Genomic DNA, 17476 nt, shown 5'->3' with positions numbered 1-17476 from the left:
TTGAGAGAGAAATGGGGATGAAGGAGAGGATTTCAAGCCGATGTCTGCGAAGACATCGGCAAGTGATTAGAAATTAATCTTGTGGCGTCCAGCGAGCGAGTGCGACAGCGTGGTGCCATCGACCATTTCCAGCTCACCGCCAACCGGTACACCGTGTGCGATGCGGCTGGCATCAACGCCATATTGTCCGCACAGCTCGGCGATGTAGTTGGCCGTGGCTTCCCCTTCCACCGTGGGATTGGTGGCGAGGATCACTTCGGTTAAGGTTTCGCGCTCGAGACGCTGCTCCAGCCGATCCAGGCCGATATCCTGTGGACCAATGCCATCCAGCGGTGACAAGTGGCCCATCAGCACAAAGTAGCGGCCGCCAAACTGGCCGGTCTGCTCAATGGCGTGGATATCTGCCGGGCTTTCCACCACGCAAATCTGGCCGTTTTGCTGACGACGCGGATTGGCGCAGATGGTGCAGATTTCCTGCTCGGTGAAGGTACGGCAATCAGCGCAGTGGCCAATTTCCGACATGGCGCGGGTCAACGCCTGCGCCAGACGCATGCCACCGCTACGATCGCGCTGCAACAGCTGAAAAGCCATGCGCTGCGCCGACTTCGGGCCAACGCCCGGCAGGCAGCGCAACGACTCCATCAAAGATTCAAGCAGTGGACTGGTTTGCATCAGAACGGCATCTTGAAGCCAGGTGGCAGCTGCATACCTGAAGAGACCGCAGCCATCTTCTCTTTCTGCGTTTCATCAATACGACGTGCCGCATCGTTGAAGGCTGCCGCGATCAGATCTTCCAGCATGTCTTTGTCATCTTCCAGCAAGCTTGGATCGACTTCGACACGACGGCAGTTGTGCGCACCGTTGATGGTTACTTTAACCAAGCCAGCACCTGATTCACCGGTCACTTCGATCGCGGCGATCTCTTCCTGAACTTTGGCCATTTTGTCTTGCATCTGCTGGGCCTGTTTCATCAGGTTGCCCAATCCGCCTTTACCAAACATAGTTTTCTCTCTCTGCTGGGGCTGCGCGCAGTTGACGCGCGGCAGCATGTTCACACCGGTCGAATACTCTCTTCATCCAAATCGGCATCGAAGAATCGACGCAATGTCTGAATATGGGTATCGCTACTGATCGACTGCCGCGCCTGCGACAGCTTCTCTTCATAAATGGCCTGACGCCACTCAAGTGGCGTCAATACCGTAGGATTATCGTCTTCAATAATGGTCAATTCAACCGGCTGACCGGCAGACTGACTCAGCGCGTCCGCCAGCGCTTGCTTTGCCGACGCAGAATTCAGATGGCGCTGGCTGCTGCGCAAATGCAGCGTAATGCCATTTGCGCCCACCTCTTTCCACGCGTTGAGCGCCACTTGCTGCACCAGTTTCGGCAGCGTCAGCCCGGCGATTTCTGCGGCCCACGCATCGCGCTGCTGGGCTTCTTCCGCCAGACGTAGCGCCAGCTCTGGCGTTTTCTCATGCTCAAGTGCCGAACGCAAGGCTTTTGGCGTCGCCACCGGCTCCGCTTTAACCTCAACCGGCAACTGCGTTTTCCAGCGATAGGCTTCCGGTTTGGCCGGGGCTTTTACCGTGGGTTCAGATGCACGTTGTTGCACACGTTCAGTGACGCTAGCGAGTCGTTCCAGCGCCGGATTCGCCGGCCGCGCGGAACGCGCTGCCGGCTCACTCTTTTTTGCTTTGCCGGCTCCCTGACGCAGCAACTGCGTTCGCGCCTGTAACAACTGGCTGGTGGCGTCGGGTAACGGATCGGGCGCAGGCTGCATGTCTGGATAATCATCCGACATTGGCGGCGCGTCATGGTTCGGCGGGGCCATCTGCGGCTGCGCAGCCGGTGCGGGCGCGGCTTTTGGTGCGGCTTGTGGCGCCGCGACCTGCGGAGCAGCTTGTGGCGTCAAGGTGGGACGCGCCACCGGCTCGGCAATCGTCGCCTGCGGATGGAACGCCAGCGCACGCAGCAGCGTCATCTCCACGCCTAAGCGCCGATCCGGTGCTAGCGGCAGATCTTTACGTCCCATCAACAGCGTTTGGTAATAGAGTTGTACGTCAGCCGGTGGCAGCACGCGCGCTAACTCGCGCAGGCGATCGGCCTGGCTAAGATCGTCCTCGCTGAGCGAGCTCGGCAACAGCTGCACCATCGCAATGCGGTGCAGTAAACGCAGCATCTCAACCAACAGCGCTTCCCACTCCACCCCGCGCGACGCGGCCTGATTCAGCAGCGCCATTACCTGTTCGCCCTGGCCATCCACCAGCGCTTCGATCAGCGCCAATGGCTGTTCGTCGTCGAGCGTGCCGAGCATTTGTGCCACGGTGTCACGCGTTACGCTGCCCTGCCCCATGGCAATCGCCTGGTCGGTCAGGCTGAGCGCATCGCGCATACTGCCGTCAGCGGCGCGCGCCAGCAGATGCAGCGCACGCGGTTCGGCAGCAATCTGCTCCAGCTGCAACACATGCGCCAGCTGCTGCTGGATTTGCTCAACGTCGAGCGCCTTGAGATGGAATTGCAGACAACGTGACAGAATCGTCACCGGCAGCTTCTGCGGATCGGTGGTCGCCAGCAGGAATTTGACGTGCGATGGCGGCTCTTCCAGCGTTTTCAGCAGCGCGTTGAAGCTGTGGCGCGACAGCATGTGCACTTCATCGATCAGATAGACCTTGAAGCGACCGCGCGCCGGCGCGTACTGCACGTTATCGAGCAGATCGCGCGTGTCTTCAACTTTGGTGCGTGAGGCGGCATCGATCTCAATCAGATCGACAAAACGGCCCTGCTCGATTTCGCGGCAGTTGTCGCATTGTCCGCACGGCGTTGAGGTGATGCCGGTTTCACAGTTAAGGCCCTTCGCCAGCAGACGGGCGATCGAGGTTTTCCCCACGCCACGGGTGCCAGAAAAGAGATAAGCATGATGGATTCGTCCCAGTGACAACCCGTTGGCCAGCGCAGTCAGCACATGTTCCTGACCGACTACGTCAGCGAAGGCCTGGGGACGCCATTTTCGCGCAAGTACCTGATAGCTCATGTGGATTCAATCACTGGAATTTAGGGAGAAGGGAGAAAATGCAGCTTCGCAAACCCTGTTTATTTTGGCAGTAGTTTAACAGCCACCAGCGGATCAGCAACCACTAACTTTGCAGAGGTAGCGCCCCGCAGTGCAGCGGAGCGCGCAGGCCTTAGTGGCCGGGGAAATTCACCAGGCTGAAGCACTCGACGCCCATGGCGGTCAGGCGGGCTTCGCCGGTCAGGTCAAACAGATTAATCACGAATGCGGCGTCTTTCACTTCACCACCGGCGCGGCGGATCAGTTTCACCGTTGCTTCCAGCGTGCCGCCGGTTGCCAGCAGATCGTCCACCACCAGCACCACATCGCCTGGCTTGATGGCATCTTTGTGCAGTTCCAGCGCATCGGTGCCGTACTCCAGCTCATAGCTTTCGCTGAAGGTTTCACGCGGCAGTTTGCCTGGCTTACGCACCGGCACAAAACCCACGCCCAAACCCAGCGCCACCGGCGCGCCAAACAGGAAGCCACGCGCTTCCGTTCCCACCACCTTGGTGATGCCTTTGTTACGATAACGCTCAACCAGAATGGCGATCGACGCGGCATACGCCTGCGGATCTTCCATCAGACTGGTCACGTCACGGAACAGAATGCCCGGCTTCGGATAGTCAGGAATGCTTTTAATGCTGTTTTTGATGAGTTCAAGCTGCTGCGCAGTTGCGGTCATAAATGTTACGCCTGGAGAAAATATCTAATACGCGCAGCTTCTCTAGCGCCAAACCCCGGAAACCGGGTTAAGCGAAGTCGTTTATAAGGGAAGCCACGCACGAAGATGCCCAAATCTATGCAAATACCCGGCTAAATGCAACCCTCACGCTACTGTTATGGCGGGCTGACATCCTCGGCGACGACCGGAATGCGCCACATAAAAAGCAGCAGCATGCACAGCATCGCGCCTAACAGAATGCGTACCCACAGCAGGTTCACCAGATAAATCGAGATCGAAAAGGTAATCACGATCAGCAGCATGGCGCGCATTTTGGCACCGGGTGGCATAGCACGATGCTGCTGCCAGTGACGAATATAGCGGCCAAACGGCGATTTCCACAGCAGCCAATAGTGGAAACGCGGCGACGAGCGGGCAAAACACCAGGCCGCCAGCAACACAAATGGCGTCGTGGGTAATAAAGGTAATACAATGCCCAGCGTGCCTAGCACAATCGCCAGCCAGCCAAGGCTCAGTAGTAAAATGCGCTGCATGCCTGATGCCTGAATGAGTCAAAACAGCGTTACGTTAACACAGTCGGAAACAGAGTGATGCCCCAAGCGCCCGCACAGCAGCGTCTCCACGCCATGTTAGATCTACTGCGCCAGCAGATTGCACAGCAGCCGGATGGTGCCTGTCGTCAGCCGCGCTTTGATTCCCAACTGTTTCGCACTAGCGGCACGCGTCTGGCGGATTATCTGCGCGAACTGGAAGGCAATATTACGCAGTTAACCGCAGCCGATACCGATGTGGCACGGCGTCAATGGCTGGCGGAGAAAGTGCTGGATCAGATTGCCGCGCTGCAACGCGAATGCCAAAGCCAACAGCTGCGGGTGAAGCGCGAGCGGCCACGCGTCGATGCACGCCAGACCAAACGTGAAGAGTATCAAGGCTACGAAAAGCGCTTACTGGCGATGATTCAAGAGCGCGAGCTGCATCTGGCGCGCGCCGAAACCCTCAGCGTTCAGCAGCAGCTAATTCGTGAAGTTGATCAATTGCAGGAGCGCCTTGCACGCTGCCGCGCCGCTATCTACAAACTGGAGTTGCCGGCTATGCCACGCTAAACGCGGCGCTTTTTCCTCTATACTCATAGCGGTGAAAAAAGGAGAAAAATCATGACGCTGGTTTTTTGGATTGTAATGGGTTTAGCGGCAGGCTGGCTTAAGCGGGTGATTTTTCCCGGTCGTCCGGGCGGTTTTGTGCCTACGCTGGTGTTGGCAATGATTGGCGCGCTGATTGGCGGCTATATCGCCACCTACTTCACCACCGGCGATCTTGCCGCCTTACATCCAGCCGGTTTCGCCAGCGCGCTGCTGGGCGCACTGTTAATGCTGCTGGTCGCGGCGAAATTACGTATTTAGGAGAAACCATGTCACTGGACAGCGCACCCGACGAAATCAAGCTTGCCGTCGATCTGATTCAACTGCTTGAAGAGAATGGTGTTCCCACCGCCACCGTGCTGGCCGCGCTGGCAATTGTTCAGCGGGATTATCAACATAAGAAAGCGGCGGAAGATGCTGCTTAACGTGGCCCGGTGGTAAGTGTTGGACTAAGGCGCAACATATCCAAAAATGCATCCACCAGCTGCGGCGCATCGGCAGCCAAATCATAAGCCTGCGGATTGAATAACCAGTTTTCCATCATGCCGTTGATGTAGCCGCACATCAGGCGTGCAGACTGCCGCGTGTTGATGTTGCTGGGCAGCTGACCGACCTCAATACACTCTTTCAACACCACTTCAATGCGGTCGTAACACTCCAGCAGTAAGCTTTGGCGCATATCCTGTAACGTCGACATTTCGCCAACAAATTCACACTTGTGGAAGATAATCTCCATTAATGCGCGTCTTTGCGGATCCTTTGCTGTGGCGTCAAGGATATAGATCAACATTGAACGTACAACAGAAAGTGGATCACCCGGGTATTTTGTCTGATACTCAAGTTCCACATCGTCCAGCCCAGCGTCACAACGCAGCCAGATTTCATGCAAGAGATCGGCTTTGTTTTTGAAATGCCAGTAGATAGCCCCGCGCGTGACGCCGGCCGCTGTTGCGATATCCGCCAGAGACGTGGCGGCCACACCATGTTCGGAAAAGTGTGCTAATGCGGCGTCAAGAATTTGATGCCGTGTTTCAAGAGCTTGCGCTTTGGTTTTTCGTGCCATGCTGGGCTTTTTTTACGAACTTGTAAGTTTACATACATTTGTGAATGTATGTACCATAGCACGACCCGTGTTTTAACGCAGCAATGGGTTTATCGGTTTGTGATCCATTGATCATTTGATATCGGACACTAGAGGTTTATTTATGAATAAAAACAGAGGATTAGCGCCTCTGGCGGCCGTCCTGATGCTTTCAGGCAGCTTTTTGTTAACAGGATGTGATGATAATAAATCCCAGCAAGCCGCCCAGCAGCAGCCCCCAGAAGTGGGTGTTGTGACGTTAAAAAACGAACCATTGCAAATTACCACTGAGCTGCCGGGCCGTACCTCGGCTTTCCGCGTTGCGGAAGTTCGCCCTCAGGTGTCAGGGATTATTCTCAAACGTAATTTTGTTGAAGGTAGTGATGTAAAAGCCGGTCAGTCGCTGTATCAGATCGATCCTGCCACCTATCAGGCGGCCTACGACAGTGCTAAAGCGGATTTAGCCCAGGCTGAAGCCAATGCTCGTGTGGCGCAGTTAACCATCACGCGCTACAAGCCGCTGCTGGGTACTAAGTACATCAGTCAGCAGGACTACGACACCGCCGCAGGCACAGCAGCCCAAACGGCTGCAGCCGCTCAGGCTGCGCGTGCCAACGTCGAAACCGCGCGCATCAATCTGGCGTATACCAAAGTGACCTCGCCCATCAGCGGTCGTATTGGTAAATCGTCAGTCACCGAAGGTGCGCTGGTTTCAAATGGGCAAACTACCGCGCTGGCCACCGTGCAACAGCTCGATCCTATGTATGTCGACGTGACCCAATCCAGTGATGAATTCCTGCGTTTGCGCGCAGAACTGGAATCCGGTCAGCTGAAACAGAACGACGGTAAGGCCAACGTCACCCTGCTAATGCAAAACGGTAACGCATACCCGCAAACAGGCACATTGGAATTCTCTGATGTGAGCGTGGATGAAACCACCGGTTCAATCACGCTGCGTGCCATCTTCCCGAATCCGGACAATCGCCTGCTGCCAGGTATGTTTGTGCGCGCACGTCTGGATGAAGGCACCAATCCAACCGCATTGCTGGTACCGCAACAGGGCGTAACGCGTACCCCAACCGGTCAGGCAACGGCGATGGTCGTAGGCGCGGATAATAAAGTGGAATCTCGCAATATTACCGCTAATCAGGCATTTGGTGACAAATGGCTGGTAACGGAAGGTCTTAAAGCAGGCGATCGGGTGATCACCACCGGTATCCAGCGCGCCAAACCGGGTGCGCAGGTGACGCCACAAGAAGTCTCCGATGATGCCAAAGCTGCACCAGAATCACCGTCTGCTAAATCATCGTCATAACAGGAGCCACTGATACATGGCTAAGTTCTTTATTGATCGCCCCATTTTTGCGTGGGTGCTCGCCATCATCATCATGTTGGTTGGTGTGCTATCGATTATCAGTCTGCCGATTGAGCAATATCCCAATGTTGCGCCGCCGGCAGTTGAAATCCAGGCGACCTATCCGGGTGCTGATGCGAAAACGCTGCAAGATTCGGTGACGCAGGTCATCGAGCAAAACATGAACGGTATCGATGGCCTGATGTATATGTCATCGAGCAGTGATTCGTCGGGCACATTGACGCTGACACTGACCTTCCAATCCGGTACTGACGCAGATATCGCGCAGGTTCAGGTGCAGAACAAACTGCAGCTGGCCACGCCGTTACTGCCACAAGAAGTGCAGCAACAGGGGATTCAGGTTAAGAAATCCTCCAGTAGCTTCCTGATGGTGGCGGGTTTCGTCAGCGATGACGGCACCATGACGCAGAATGATATTTCTGACTATGTTGCCTCTAACATCAAAGATCCGGTCAGCCGTATGCCGGGCGTGGGTGATACACAGGTGTTTGGTGCGCAATATGCCATGCGTATCTGGCTGGACCCGCACAAGCTGAATAACTATTCACTGACGCCAGTGGATGTCATCAGCGCGTTGAAAGTCCAGAACACCCAAATTGCTGCTGGCCAACTGGGTGGTACGCCACCTGTGCCCGGTCAACAACTTAATGCCTCGATCATTGCGCAAACCCGTCTGACTTCAACAGATGAGTTCGGTAAGATCTTGTTGAAAGTGAATCAGGATGGTTCTCAGGTGCGCCTGCGTGACGTGGCGAAGATTGAACTCGGTGGTGAAAACTACGAGATCATCGCGCGTTATAATGGCAAGCCCGCTTCTGGTATCGGTATCAAACTGGCAACGGGCGCTAACGCGCTGGATACCGCCGATGCGGTAAAAGCTGAGCTGGCAAAACTGCAACCGTTCTTCCCGTCAGGCATGAAAACGGTTTATCCGTACGACACCACGCCGTTCGTGAAAATTTCGATTTTCGAAGTGGTGAAAACGCTGTTTGAAGCGATCGTGCTGGTGTTCCTGGTGATGTATCTGTTCCTGCAAAACTTCCGCGCGACGCTGATTCCTACCATTGCCGTGCCGGTGGTTTTACTCGGAACCTTTGCGATCATCAGTGCCTTTGGCTACTCGATAAACACCCTGACGATGTTCGGGATGGTGCTCGCCATTGGCCTGCTGGTGGATGACGCCATCGTGGTGGTCGAGAACGTTGAACGTGTGATGGCGGAAGAAGGCTTGCCGCCGAAAGAGGCCACCAAACGTTCGATGGAGCAGATCCAGGGCGCGTTGGTCGGTATCGCGTTGGTGCTGTCTGCGGTATTTATCCCGATGGCATTCTTCGGCGGTTCAACCGGTGTCATCTATCGCCAGTTCTCGATCACCATCGTTTCCGCGATGGCGCTATCGGTGCTGGTGGCGTTGATTCTGACTCCAGCGCTTTGTGCCACCTTGCTGAAACCCGTTCCGAAAGGCACTCACGGTAAAACCACCGGTTTCTTCGGTTGGTTTAACCGCGTGTTCGATAAGAGCACCAACCACTATGTTGATAGTGTGGGCCATATCGTGCGCAGCACCGGTCGTTACCTGCTGATTTATCTGGTGATCGTGGTCGGCATGGCGTATCTGTTCCTGAAACTGCCGACCTCATTCCTGCCGGAAGAGGATCAGGGTCTGTTACTGGCGCAGGCGCAGCTGCCGGCTGGTGCTACCCAGGAACGTACCCAGAAAGTGCTGGATCAGGTGACGGATTACTTCCTGACTAAAGAGAAAGACAGCGTGAATTCGGTGTTTACCGTCAACGGCTTCGGCTTTGCCGGTCGTGGACAGAACACCGGTATCGCGTTCGTCAGCCTCAAGCCGTGGGATGAGCGTGGCGATGCCAGTCTGAAAGTCCCTGCGATTGCCGGTCGTGCCATGCAGGCACTCGGTCAAATCAAAGATGCGATGGTGTTCCCGTTCAACCTGCCAGCGATTATCGAACTGGGTAACGCCACCGGCTTCGACTTCATGCTGACCGATCAGGGCAACCTGGGTCACGAAAAGCTGACCGCCGCGCGTAACCAGCTGTTTGGCATGATTGCCCAGCATCCGGATACGCTGGTGGGCGTGCGTCCAAACGGTATGGAAGATACGCCGCAGTACAAACTGATTATCGATCAGGAAAAAGCGCAGGCGCTGGGTGTGTCGCTGTCAGACATTAACACCACGCTGGGCGCCGCATGGGGCGGTTCTTACGTCAACGACTTCATCGACCGCGGTCGCGTGAAGAAGGTGTACGTAATGGGCCAGGCCGATTCACGTATGTTGCCGGACGATATCAGTAAGTGGTTCGTGCGCAACAGCGGCGGCACCATGGTTCCGTTCTCCGCCTTCTCTTCGGCGAAGTGGCAGTACGGTTCACCACGTCTGGAGCGTTACAACGGCTTGCCATCAATGGAGATTCTCGGCCAGGCAGCACCAGGCAAGAGCTCCGGTGATGCCATGAACCTGATGGAGGAGCTGGCTGGAAAACTGCCTGCGGGTATCGGTTACGACTGGACCGGCATGTCCTATCAGGAACGCTTGTCAGGTAACCAGGCACCGGCGCTGTACGCTATCTCGCTAATTGTGGTGTTCCTGTGTCTGGCCGCGCTGTATGAGAGCTGGTCGATTCCGTTCTCAGTGATGTTGGTGGTACCGCTGGGTGTGGTCGGCGCACTGATCTTCACCACGGCGCGTGGCTTGAGTAACGACGTCTACTTTGTGGTGGGCTTGTTGACCACCATAGGATTGTCGGCGAAGAACGCCATCCTGATCGTCGAATTCGCCAAGGATTTGATGGAGAAGGAAGGCAAAGGGCTGGTGGAATCAACGCTGGAAGCATCCCGTATGCGTCTGCGTCCGATTCTGATGACCTCGCTCGCCTTTATCCTCGGCGTAATGCCGCTGGCGATCAGCACCGGTGCGGGCTCTGGCGCACAGAACGCGGTAGGTACCGGCGTAATGGGCGGGATGGTCACAGCGACCGCGCTGGCTATCTTCTTCGTTCCGGTGTTCTTCGTGGTGGTACGTCGCCGCTTCAGTAAGAACAAAGGTGACCTGGAACAAGGTCATCCGGTAGAGCACAAACACTAAGTTCTACCCTTCCCTAAAAGGCCGCTGATGCGGCCTTTTTTATTGCTGCTTCCCTGCCCCGCCAAAATCCCTGTGTTTTTCACGGTTGCAATCAGCCATTTTCAGGCTCATAATATTGTTATAGTATAACATTACACAACAAGGTGACTATGAAACCGAATATCCATCCCCTTTATCGCCCAGTGGTGTTCCACGACACCTCGGCCAACGAATACTTCAAAGTCGGCTCCACGATTAAGACTGAGCGCACCATTGAGTTTGAAGGTGAAGTGCTGCCGTATGTCACGCTGGATGTCTCGTCAAAATCTCACGTGTTCTATACCGGCAAGCAGAAAGATTTCGCCAAAGAAGGCAGCACCGCGCGCTTCAATCAGCGTTTTGGCAGCTTCCTGTCGCGCAACAAGTAAGGCTGGAGAGAAGAGATGCAGGTATTAAGTTCATTGCGCTCTGCCAAGACGCGCCATAAAGATTGCAAAGTCGTGCGTCGTAAAGGTCGCATCTATGTGATTTGCAAAACCAACCCGCGCTTTAAGGCGGTTCAGGGAAGAAAGAAAAAAAGGTAGGAAAGTGTCGTGATAATTGGCCGGGATGCTCCCCGGCCTTTTTTTTACTTCATGCTATGCAGAATGGCGTCCACATTGTGTTTGAATGCGGCCACATAGGTCGCTGCCGGGCCATTCGCTTCCGACAAGGCCTCCGGATAGAGTTCCCCGCCCGGCTGTGCGCCGGTTTCGCTGGCAATCTGTTTTACCAGACGCGGATCGGTTTGATTCTCCATGAAGTAAGTTTTGATGTGCTCGGCCTTCAGCTGGTTGATGATCGAAGCCACATCGCTGGCGCTGGCTTCCGCTTCAGTCGAGAAGCCCACCGGCGCAAGGAAACTAACGCCATAACGTTGGCCAAAGTAGCCAAAGGCATCGTGGCTGGTCAGCACCTTACGCTTGTTCTTCGGTACTTCAGCAAAGGCGGTTTTCGCCCAGCTATCCAGCTTCTGCAGCTGCTGAATGTAACTTTCACCGCTTTTACGAATATCCGCCGCATCTTCAGGATCGGCTTTGATCAGTGCATTCATCACATTGGTGGCGTAGATCACACCGTTTTGCATGCTGTTCCACGCGTGGGGATCGGTGACGCTTTTACCGTCCTCTTCCATCTTGCGCGTGTTAACGCCGTTCGAGGCCACGACGAGGGTGCCTTTATAACCTGACGCGCTGATCAGGCGATCCATCCAACCTTCCATGCCCAAACCGCTTACAAACACCACATCCGCTTTCGACAGCGCCTGGCTATCTTGCGGCGTCGGTTCGAAGGTGTGCGGATCGTCATTCGGGCCGACCAGCGATTTCACGTTGACGTGATCGCCACCGACCTGTTTAACGATATCCGCCAGCACGGTGAAGCTCGCCACAACATCAACGCTCTTCGCCAGCGACAGTGGGCTAATCAGCATGGCGCCAATCGCCAGACTCAACGGTAACTTTTTCATTTATATCCCCTTATTGATTTCGTTATCGACGGCGCAACAGGCCGCCACATGGTCCTGTCAAAACAGAAAGCAGAAACAGCACCGCAGCACTCAGCACCACCGCCGGTCCAGCCGGAAGCGAGAAATGCCACGAAAGAATCAGACCGATAAACGCAGAGACGATCGCCAGCAACATGGCGATGCCGAGCATGCAAGCCAGATGGCGACTCCAGAAGCGTGCGCTGGTGGCCGGCAGCATCATCAATCCCACCGACATCAGCGTACCCAGCACCTGAAAGCCCGCCACCAGATTAAGCACCACCAGCATTAGGAACAGACCGTGCACCAGCGGTGCGCTCCATTTGCCCTGTGCGCGCAGAAAATCGGGATCGAAGGCATCGATCACCAGCGGACGGAAGATCACCGCCAGCAGCAGCAGAGTGGTAGCGGCAATGCCGCCAACCAACAGAATTGCCGCGTTATCCACGGCTAGCAGCGATCCAAATAACACGTGGAGTAGATCGACGCTGGAACCACGCAGTGACACCAGCGTGACGCCGAGTGCGAGAGAACCGAGGTAGAAGCCCGAGAAACTGGCATCCTCTTTGAGGTGCGTGTAACGGCTGACCGCGCCCGAGAGCAGCGCCACCGCCAGACCGGCAATCAGGCCGCCAATGCCCATCGCCACCAGCGATAATCCCGACACCAGATATCCAATCGCCGCACCGGGTAATACCGCATGTGATAGCGCATCGCCGACCAGACTCATGCGGCGTAGGGAGAGAAAAACGCCCAGCGGCGTGGCGCTAATGGCTAATGCAATGCAGGCAACCAACGCACGGCGCATGAAACCAAATTCGATAAAGGGTTGAAGTAATGTCACGACGCTACCCTGCGCAACGTTGGCGTTTGTGCGGAATCAGCGTCATCGAGCGATAACACATCCTGAAAATAGCGCGCCACCAGCGGCCGATCGTGTAGCACCACTAATAATGTGGTGCCCGCCTGCTGTTGCTGTTCGAGGATCGACATCAGTAAAGTGACGGTTTGGCTATCAATGCCGTTGAAAGGTTCATCCAGTAGCCAGAGCTGGCTGCGCTGCAGCATTAAGCGCGCGAACAGCACGCGCTGCAGTTGTCCGCCAGATAACGTGGCTGGCTGCGCATCGGCAAACTCACGCATTTGCACCGCATCCAGCGCGGCATCAATTTCCAGACGTAAGGCGCGATTAATGCCACCAAACCAGCCGCTGCGTGGCCAGCAGCCCATCGCTACCAGTTCATACGCAGTAAGAGGAAAGCGGGTTTCGAGTTCACTGCGTTGCGGTAACCAGCCCAGCGCTTTACGCGGGATATGCAACTCGCAGCAGCCTGAAATCGGCGGAAGTAAGCCGGCAATGGTTTTCAGTAAGGTCGATTTGCCGGTGCCGTTAGCGCCAATTAACGCGGTCATGCTACCCGTTACCAGCTCACCATTAACGACAGGCGTCACCGCACGGCCTTGATAACCTGCTTGTAAGCGGTTGAAATGCATCATTTTTGCATGCCCCACCATAAGGCTACTGCCAACAACGCAATCAGCATCAGCGCAACCAGCAAACGGCCGCCAAGGGAAAGAAGTAAACCGCTGTGTTTCATACTCAACGACCAACTAATGTTATAACATAACAATTATACTACCCGACTCTTCCTCTGTTGCGCCCGCGCAAAAGTGTTTCAAAAGTTGATCGCTCAAGACGATTACCGCTGTAATTCGCCGTTTCGCCATGATTGAGTTATGAAACCCATCACAACGATTACTCTTTCTGTTTATTAGCGACTTGCAATGTCACCCAATAAGCTCAATGATAGAAACATCATTCTTTTACTGGATTCAAAATGCCGTCTATTATTCATTGTGATATTGCTGTGGATGAGGACGATTGCGAAAAGTTGCTAAGAATTATCCAGGGGAATATTCTCAAAATAGCCGAGGCATTAGCCGGTGATTTACAGTGGTATTCTCAAAACGCGCAATTAGTTCCCGAGAGCTTCCAGATTATTTCTATTCAACCAACCAACAACAATCGATTTAAAATGCTTTACGATTTCAGCTGGAATTTATTTAATCCTTGCCTGGATTTAAATGAAACGTTTAAGCGTCGTGAAGAAGTGCTGTTTCAGGTACAGCCCGGCGTGCTGGTGTTTGAAGTGATTGACAATGAGCGCCCCTCTCCTGCCGATGAATTGTAATATTTGGTAATTGAGGTGAGCAAAGCTAATGATTGTGGATTACATTTAAGGAGTCGCTGAATTCAATTTTATTCAAGATCGCTTCCTGGTAGCTTTTCCTAATCTCGCCGCGCTGCGGTAACTATGCTAGCTATGGAGGGGAAAAAGATGGACGAATACTCACCGAAACGGCATGATATTGCCCAGCTTAAATACCTGTGTGAGAACCTGTTCGACGAAAGTATGGCGACATTGACTGATAGCCATCATGGTTGGGTTAATGATCCTACTTCGGAAAGCAATTTACAGCTCAACGATTTGATTGAGCATATCGCTTCTTTCACGATGAATTACAAAATTAAGCACGTTGAAGATGAAGCCCTGATTACGCAAATCGATGAATATCTTGACGATACCTTTATGCTGTTCAGCAGCTATGGAATCAATACTCAGGATCTACAACGGTGGCAGCGTTCTGCAAAACGTTTATTTAATCTGTTTGCCGAAGAGTGTGCTTATCTCCAACAACCTAGCCATTCCTTTTAGCACCAGACTGAGACCGGTTTATTTATGAGCAACCAAGCCTTAACCAAAACAGATTATTTGATGCGACTGCGCCGCTGTCGCTCAATCGATACCCTTGAACGGGTTATCGAAAAAAACAAGTATGAATTACCTGATAATGAACTGGCGGTATTCTATTCGGCAGCCGATCATCGTCTGGCTGAACTGACCATGAATAAGCTTTACGATAAAGTACCGGTTTCTGTCTGGAAGTTCGTCCGCTAAGTTTTTCCCCTAACAGCCGCTCTGCACCATCATCGTATTAATCAAGGATTGAATCACAGGCAAAGGATTGCCAGATTTCTCTGTGCGTAAAATTCTGTGGAGTAGTAGGCGGGTACAAATGGTGGGGGCCCTGCCAGCTACATCCCGGCACACGCGTCGCCTGCTGCGGCTGCTTCCTTCCGGATCTGACCGAGTTCACAAGTTAGCATTGCGGGAGAACCAACAGGGCCCCCATTGACAAGCCCTCATTTCGAGAGCGCAGGCATTATCAAGTATGCCCCTGGCAATTGCAAGCGCAGGCCCGACAACCGTTGGTTTCTTGCACAAGCACACAGCAATGCGCTGATGTCTACCCTTCTGCATGCTAAAGTTTGCCCTTTCCTGCTGAAAATAGGTGCGCATATGAGCGACCAAAACAATTTCTCCGAGCGCGTGTGGCAAATTGTCGCAGCCATTCCGCCAGGAAAGGTCACCACTTACGGTGATGTTGCACAACTGGCCAGATCGCCACGTGCGGCGCGTCAGGTAGGTGGCGTATTACGTCGTTTGCCGGAAGGCAGTAAGTTACCTTGGTTTCGCGTTATTAATCGTCACGGCAGGATTTCGCTGCAGGGCAACGATCTGTTTCGTCAGCGTGATGCGCTGGAAGCGGAAGGCATTGAAGTGAGCGATGCTGGCGAGATTGAGCTGGAAAAGTATCGTTGGGAAATTTAGCGGTGCGATATGTCGCGCACAAGCCCGCCACAAACCGCACTGAACTTAACACGCCGGAAGTCATCGTTGTGGAGTAAAGCGTCACACGCCATGGATGGCGTGTGCCGAGCGATCAGGGACGAGACAGCGACTTTACGGAACAATGATGACTTCCGGCGCTCTCTCGTCCCATCAATCGAAGTTACATACTCGTCGGTGCCGGCACCGAAGACGATGGCGTCACCTGCGTAGGTGAAGTCGAAGGCACGGTTGTTGCGGCACCCGGCTGGGTTTGCATCGCGACGTTAGTCACGGGAACCAACAGCAGTTCGGCTTTTGTTCCGCCCTGATTAATCACCGGTTTCACCGTATCGGTGATAAACGCCAGCTTGCCATCAATTGAAATCGCCGCACTTAACAGAATGCGCGCGTTCGGCTGGATGTCAGCTGGATTGAACGGCAGAACAAACTGGAACGGTGACTGTTTCCCTTCCGTACGCACCACGCGCTGCGACAGCACTTTCGAAGGCGCATCGGCCAGCGATGCATCAGACAGCGTCACAGTTAACACGGAATCCGGTGGCAGCGCGATGCGCTGGCGGATATACACAGAACCACTAACATTAGGCTGCGCAATGGCGGCCTGCTGCCCCGCTACCGCTGAGCCGAGTGTAGGTGTGGCTACCGGCTTACTGTGGTCCGCACAACCGGTAATTGCCGCAGCCAGGGTCATACCGCTAATAACTTGCCAGAGTTTCATCGATGTCGTCTCCTTATGAACACTATGATTGTCGGCGGTAAATTCATTGCTTAGCTTTTCAGCCGCCGAATGACCTTAATTCTGGCACAAATATCGGCATTGCGCCTAAACCCTCCGCCAGCCCGCTGAAATAGCGGCAAAATCATTGACGGAAACTGGTCGGATCTTTCACACTGACGCGATTAGTCACGCTGAGGAATCCGCTATGAGTCAGGCACTGCACAACCTGCTTAATTTGTTAAATCTGGAAAAACTGGAAGAAGGCCTGTTTCGTGGTCAGAGCGAAGATCTTGGTCTGCGCCAGGTGTTTGGTGGTCAGGTGGTTGGCCAGGCGCTGTATGCGGCGAAACAAACGGTGCCGGAAGAGCGCATCATTCACTCTTTCCACAGCTACTTTCTGCGTCCAGGCGATAGCCAAAAAGCCATTATTTACGATGTCGAAACGTTGCGTGACGGCAAAAGCTTCAGCGCACGCCGTGTCAGCGCGGTACAGAATGGCCAACCGATCTTCTACATGACCGCCTCGTTCCAGGCACCTGAAAGCGGCTTCGAGCACCAGAACAGCATGCCGCAGGTGCCGGGCCCAGATAATCTGCCATCGGAACAGGATTTGGCAAAAAAGCTGGCCGCCCATCTGCCACTCAAACTGAAAGAAAAATTCCTCGCCGAGCGTCCGCTGGATATTCGTCCGGTACAGATTCATAACCCGCTAAAAGGCCACGTTGATGAGCCGCTGCGTCAGGTGTGGATTCGTGCAAACGGCGAGTTACCTACCGATCGTCGTATCCATCAATACCTTTTGGGATATGCCTCGGATCTCAACTTCCTGCCGGTGGCGCTGCAGCCGCACGGTAAAGGCTTCCTCGAAGCCGATATGCAGGTTGCCACCATCGATCACTCAATGTGGTTCCATCGCCCGTTCGACTTGTCTGAATGGCTGTTGTACAGCGTGGTGAGCACCTCCGCCTCCGGCGCGCGCGGTTTTGTGCGTGGCGAGTTTTATACGCAGGATGGCAGACTGGTGGCGACCACGGTGCAGGAAGGCGTGATGCGCCAACGCGACGCATAAAAAAAGGGGCGATATTATCGCCCCTTCTGCTTTTTATAATTTTAGCGCACTGCTC

Annotated in this window: 22 protein-coding genes, 1 other RNA gene and 1 other annotated feature; of the genes, 12 read left to right on the top strand and 11 right to left on the bottom strand. The window is 54.3% G+C overall.

The window, feature by feature from the left end; genetic code table 11:
- Window positions 1–66: 66 nt before the first annotated feature.
- The 5 genes from recR to AC6I8A_RS05385 all read right to left on the bottom strand — a co-directional run bounded on the left by recR (window position 67) and on the right by AC6I8A_RS05385 (window position 4267).
- On the bottom strand, window positions 67–672 hold the full coding sequence (recR, locus tag AC6I8A_RS05405) for a recombination mediator RecR (RefSeq protein WP_008103873.1): 606 nt from the start codon (window positions 670–672) through the stop codon (window positions 67–69).
- Complete coding sequence (locus AC6I8A_RS05400; RefSeq protein ID WP_008103874.1) at window positions 672–1001, bottom strand: YbaB/EbfC family nucleoid-associated protein; 330 nt, start codon at window positions 999–1001, stop codon at window positions 672–674. Before AC6I8A_RS05400 ends, recR begins: the two co-directional genes overlap by 1 nt.
- 50 nt (window positions 1002–1051) lie before the next feature.
- Complete coding sequence (dnaX, locus tag AC6I8A_RS05395) at window positions 1052–3031, bottom strand: DNA polymerase III subunit gamma/tau (RefSeq protein WP_497818139.1); 1980 nt, start codon at window positions 3029–3031, stop codon at window positions 1052–1054.
- Window positions 1649–1710: a sequence feature (DnaX frameshifting element), on the bottom strand. Its footprint overlaps the gene before it by 62 nt.
- Window positions 3032–3182: 151 nt before the next feature.
- Entirely contained in the window at window positions 3183–3734 is a 552-nt protein-coding gene (gene apt / locus AC6I8A_RS05390; protein WP_008103878.1) for an adenine phosphoribosyltransferase, read from the bottom strand.
- 155 nt (window positions 3735–3889) lie between these two features.
- Window positions 3890–4267, bottom strand: coding sequence for a DUF454 family protein (locus tag AC6I8A_RS05385; RefSeq protein WP_497818138.1), 378 nt, complete (start codon window positions 4265–4267; stop codon window positions 3890–3892).
- Window positions 4268–4324: 57 nt separating this feature from the next.
- Between AC6I8A_RS05385 and priC the strand changes: the two genes are divergently transcribed.
- From priC to rsmS, 3 genes are read left to right on the top strand one after another with little or no spacing between them, the layout of a single operon-like run.
- On the top strand, window positions 4325–4837 hold the full coding sequence (priC, locus tag AC6I8A_RS05380; RefSeq protein ID WP_497818137.1) for a primosomal replication protein PriC: 513 nt from the start codon (window positions 4325–4327) through the stop codon (window positions 4835–4837).
- A gap of 51 nt (window positions 4838–4888) precedes the next feature.
- Window positions 4889–5134: a GlsB/YeaQ/YmgE family stress response membrane protein gene (locus tag AC6I8A_RS05375; RefSeq protein WP_293791623.1), complete on the top strand. Its 246-nt coding sequence runs from the start codon at window positions 4889–4891 to the stop codon at window positions 5132–5134.
- 8 nt (window positions 5135–5142) lie between these two features.
- Window positions 5143–5298: a pleiotropic regulatory protein RsmS gene (rsmS, locus tag AC6I8A_RS05370; RefSeq protein WP_497818136.1), complete on the top strand. Its 156-nt coding sequence runs from the start codon at window positions 5143–5145 to the stop codon at window positions 5296–5298.
- Here rsmS and acrR read toward each other — a convergent pair.
- Window positions 5295–5936, bottom strand: a complete 642-nt coding sequence (acrR, locus tag AC6I8A_RS05365) for a multidrug efflux transporter transcriptional repressor AcrR (RefSeq protein ID WP_061717444.1) — start codon at window positions 5934–5936, stop codon at window positions 5295–5297. The genes rsmS and acrR overlap by 4 nt on opposite strands.
- Window positions 5937–6078: 142 nt before the next feature.
- Between acrR and AC6I8A_RS05360 the strand changes: the two genes are divergently transcribed.
- The 4 genes from AC6I8A_RS05360 (at window position 6079) to ykgO (ending at window position 10998) form a co-directional block, all read left to right on the top strand.
- Complete coding sequence (locus tag AC6I8A_RS05360) at window positions 6079–7269, top strand: efflux RND transporter periplasmic adaptor subunit (RefSeq protein ID WP_008103889.1); 1191 nt, start codon at window positions 6079–6081, stop codon at window positions 7267–7269.
- A 16-nt stretch (window positions 7270–7285) separates the two neighbouring features.
- Window positions 7286–10435, top strand: a complete 3150-nt coding sequence (locus tag AC6I8A_RS05355) for an efflux RND transporter permease subunit (protein WP_256695818.1) — start codon at window positions 7286–7288, stop codon at window positions 10433–10435.
- Between the two features lie 149 nt (window positions 10436–10584).
- Window positions 10585–10842, top strand: a complete 258-nt coding sequence (locus AC6I8A_RS05350) for a type B 50S ribosomal protein L31 (RefSeq protein ID WP_008103892.1) — start codon at window positions 10585–10587, stop codon at window positions 10840–10842.
- A gap of 15 nt (window positions 10843–10857) precedes the next feature.
- Complete coding sequence (gene ykgO, locus AC6I8A_RS05345) at window positions 10858–10998, top strand: type B 50S ribosomal protein L36 (RefSeq protein ID WP_008103894.1); 141 nt, start codon at window positions 10858–10860, stop codon at window positions 10996–10998.
- 44 nt (window positions 10999–11042) lie between these two features.
- On the opposite strand, the gene AC6I8A_RS05340 is transcribed toward ykgO, so the two are convergent.
- Genes AC6I8A_RS05340 through AC6I8A_RS05330 form a run of 3 tightly spaced genes read right to left on the bottom strand, consistent with a single transcriptional unit; the run spans window position 11043 to window position 13436 of the window.
- Window positions 11043–11921 carry a metal ABC transporter substrate-binding protein gene (locus AC6I8A_RS05340; RefSeq protein ID WP_497818135.1) on the bottom strand — a complete coding sequence of 293 codons (879 nt, stop codon included), beginning with the start codon at window positions 11919–11921 and terminating at the stop codon, window positions 11043–11045.
- 22 nt (window positions 11922–11943) lie between these two features.
- Window positions 11944–12783, bottom strand: coding sequence for a metal ABC transporter permease (locus AC6I8A_RS05335; RefSeq protein ID WP_265299719.1), 840 nt, complete (start codon window positions 12781–12783; stop codon window positions 11944–11946).
- Window positions 12780–13436: a metal ABC transporter ATP-binding protein gene (locus tag AC6I8A_RS05330; protein WP_436331652.1), complete on the bottom strand. Its 657-nt coding sequence runs from the start codon at window positions 13434–13436 to the stop codon at window positions 12780–12782. The genes AC6I8A_RS05335 and AC6I8A_RS05330 overlap by 4 nt, the downstream gene beginning before the upstream one ends.
- A gap of 341 nt (window positions 13437–13777) precedes the next feature.
- Between AC6I8A_RS05330 and AC6I8A_RS05325 the strand changes: the two genes are divergently transcribed.
- The 3 genes from AC6I8A_RS05325 (at window position 13778) to hha (ending at window position 14899) form a co-directional block, all read left to right on the top strand.
- Entirely contained in the window at window positions 13778–14131 is a 354-nt protein-coding gene (locus AC6I8A_RS05325; RefSeq protein WP_256695814.1) for a hypothetical protein, read from the top strand.
- A 147-nt stretch (window positions 14132–14278) separates the two neighbouring features.
- The gene (gene tomB / locus AC6I8A_RS05320; protein WP_007886936.1) at window positions 14279–14656 is read left to right on the top strand and encodes an Hha toxicity modulator TomB; all 378 of its coding nucleotides are present in this window, start codon (window positions 14279–14281) and stop codon (window positions 14654–14656) included.
- 24 nt (window positions 14657–14680) lie between these two features.
- Window positions 14681–14899 carry a hemolysin expression-modulating protein Hha gene (gene hha / locus AC6I8A_RS05315; RefSeq protein WP_007886938.1) on the top strand — a complete coding sequence of 73 codons (219 nt, stop codon included), beginning with the start codon at window positions 14681–14683 and terminating at the stop codon, window positions 14897–14899.
- A 128-nt stretch (window positions 14900–15027) separates the two neighbouring features.
- On the opposite strand, the gene ffs is transcribed toward hha, so the two are convergent.
- An RNA gene (ffs, locus tag AC6I8A_RS05310) (signal recognition particle sRNA small type) lies at window positions 15028–15124 on the bottom strand.
- Between the two features lie 177 nt (window positions 15125–15301).
- On the opposite strand from ffs, the gene AC6I8A_RS05305 reads away from it, so the two are divergent.
- Entirely contained in the window at window positions 15302–15613 is a 312-nt protein-coding gene (locus AC6I8A_RS05305) for an MGMT family protein (protein ID WP_497818134.1), read from the top strand.
- 181 nt (window positions 15614–15794) lie between these two features.
- On the opposite strand, the gene AC6I8A_RS05300 is transcribed toward AC6I8A_RS05305, so the two are convergent.
- Window positions 15795–16352: a YbaY family lipoprotein gene (locus AC6I8A_RS05300; RefSeq protein WP_256695812.1), complete on the bottom strand. Its 558-nt coding sequence runs from the start codon at window positions 16350–16352 to the stop codon at window positions 15795–15797.
- Window positions 16353–16557: 205 nt separating this feature from the next.
- Here AC6I8A_RS05300 and tesB point away from each other — a divergent pair, with 205 nt between their 5' ends.
- Complete coding sequence (gene tesB, locus AC6I8A_RS05295; RefSeq protein ID WP_497818133.1) at window positions 16558–17421, top strand: acyl-CoA thioesterase II; 864 nt, start codon at window positions 16558–16560, stop codon at window positions 17419–17421.
- Window positions 17422–17476: the final 55 nt, after the last annotated feature.

Source organism: Pantoea sp. X-Soil-ISGK-275 (genome assembly GCF_059730795.1).
Note: the sequence above shows the minus strand (reverse complement) of the source record. Positions and strands in the feature narration are given on the sequence as shown.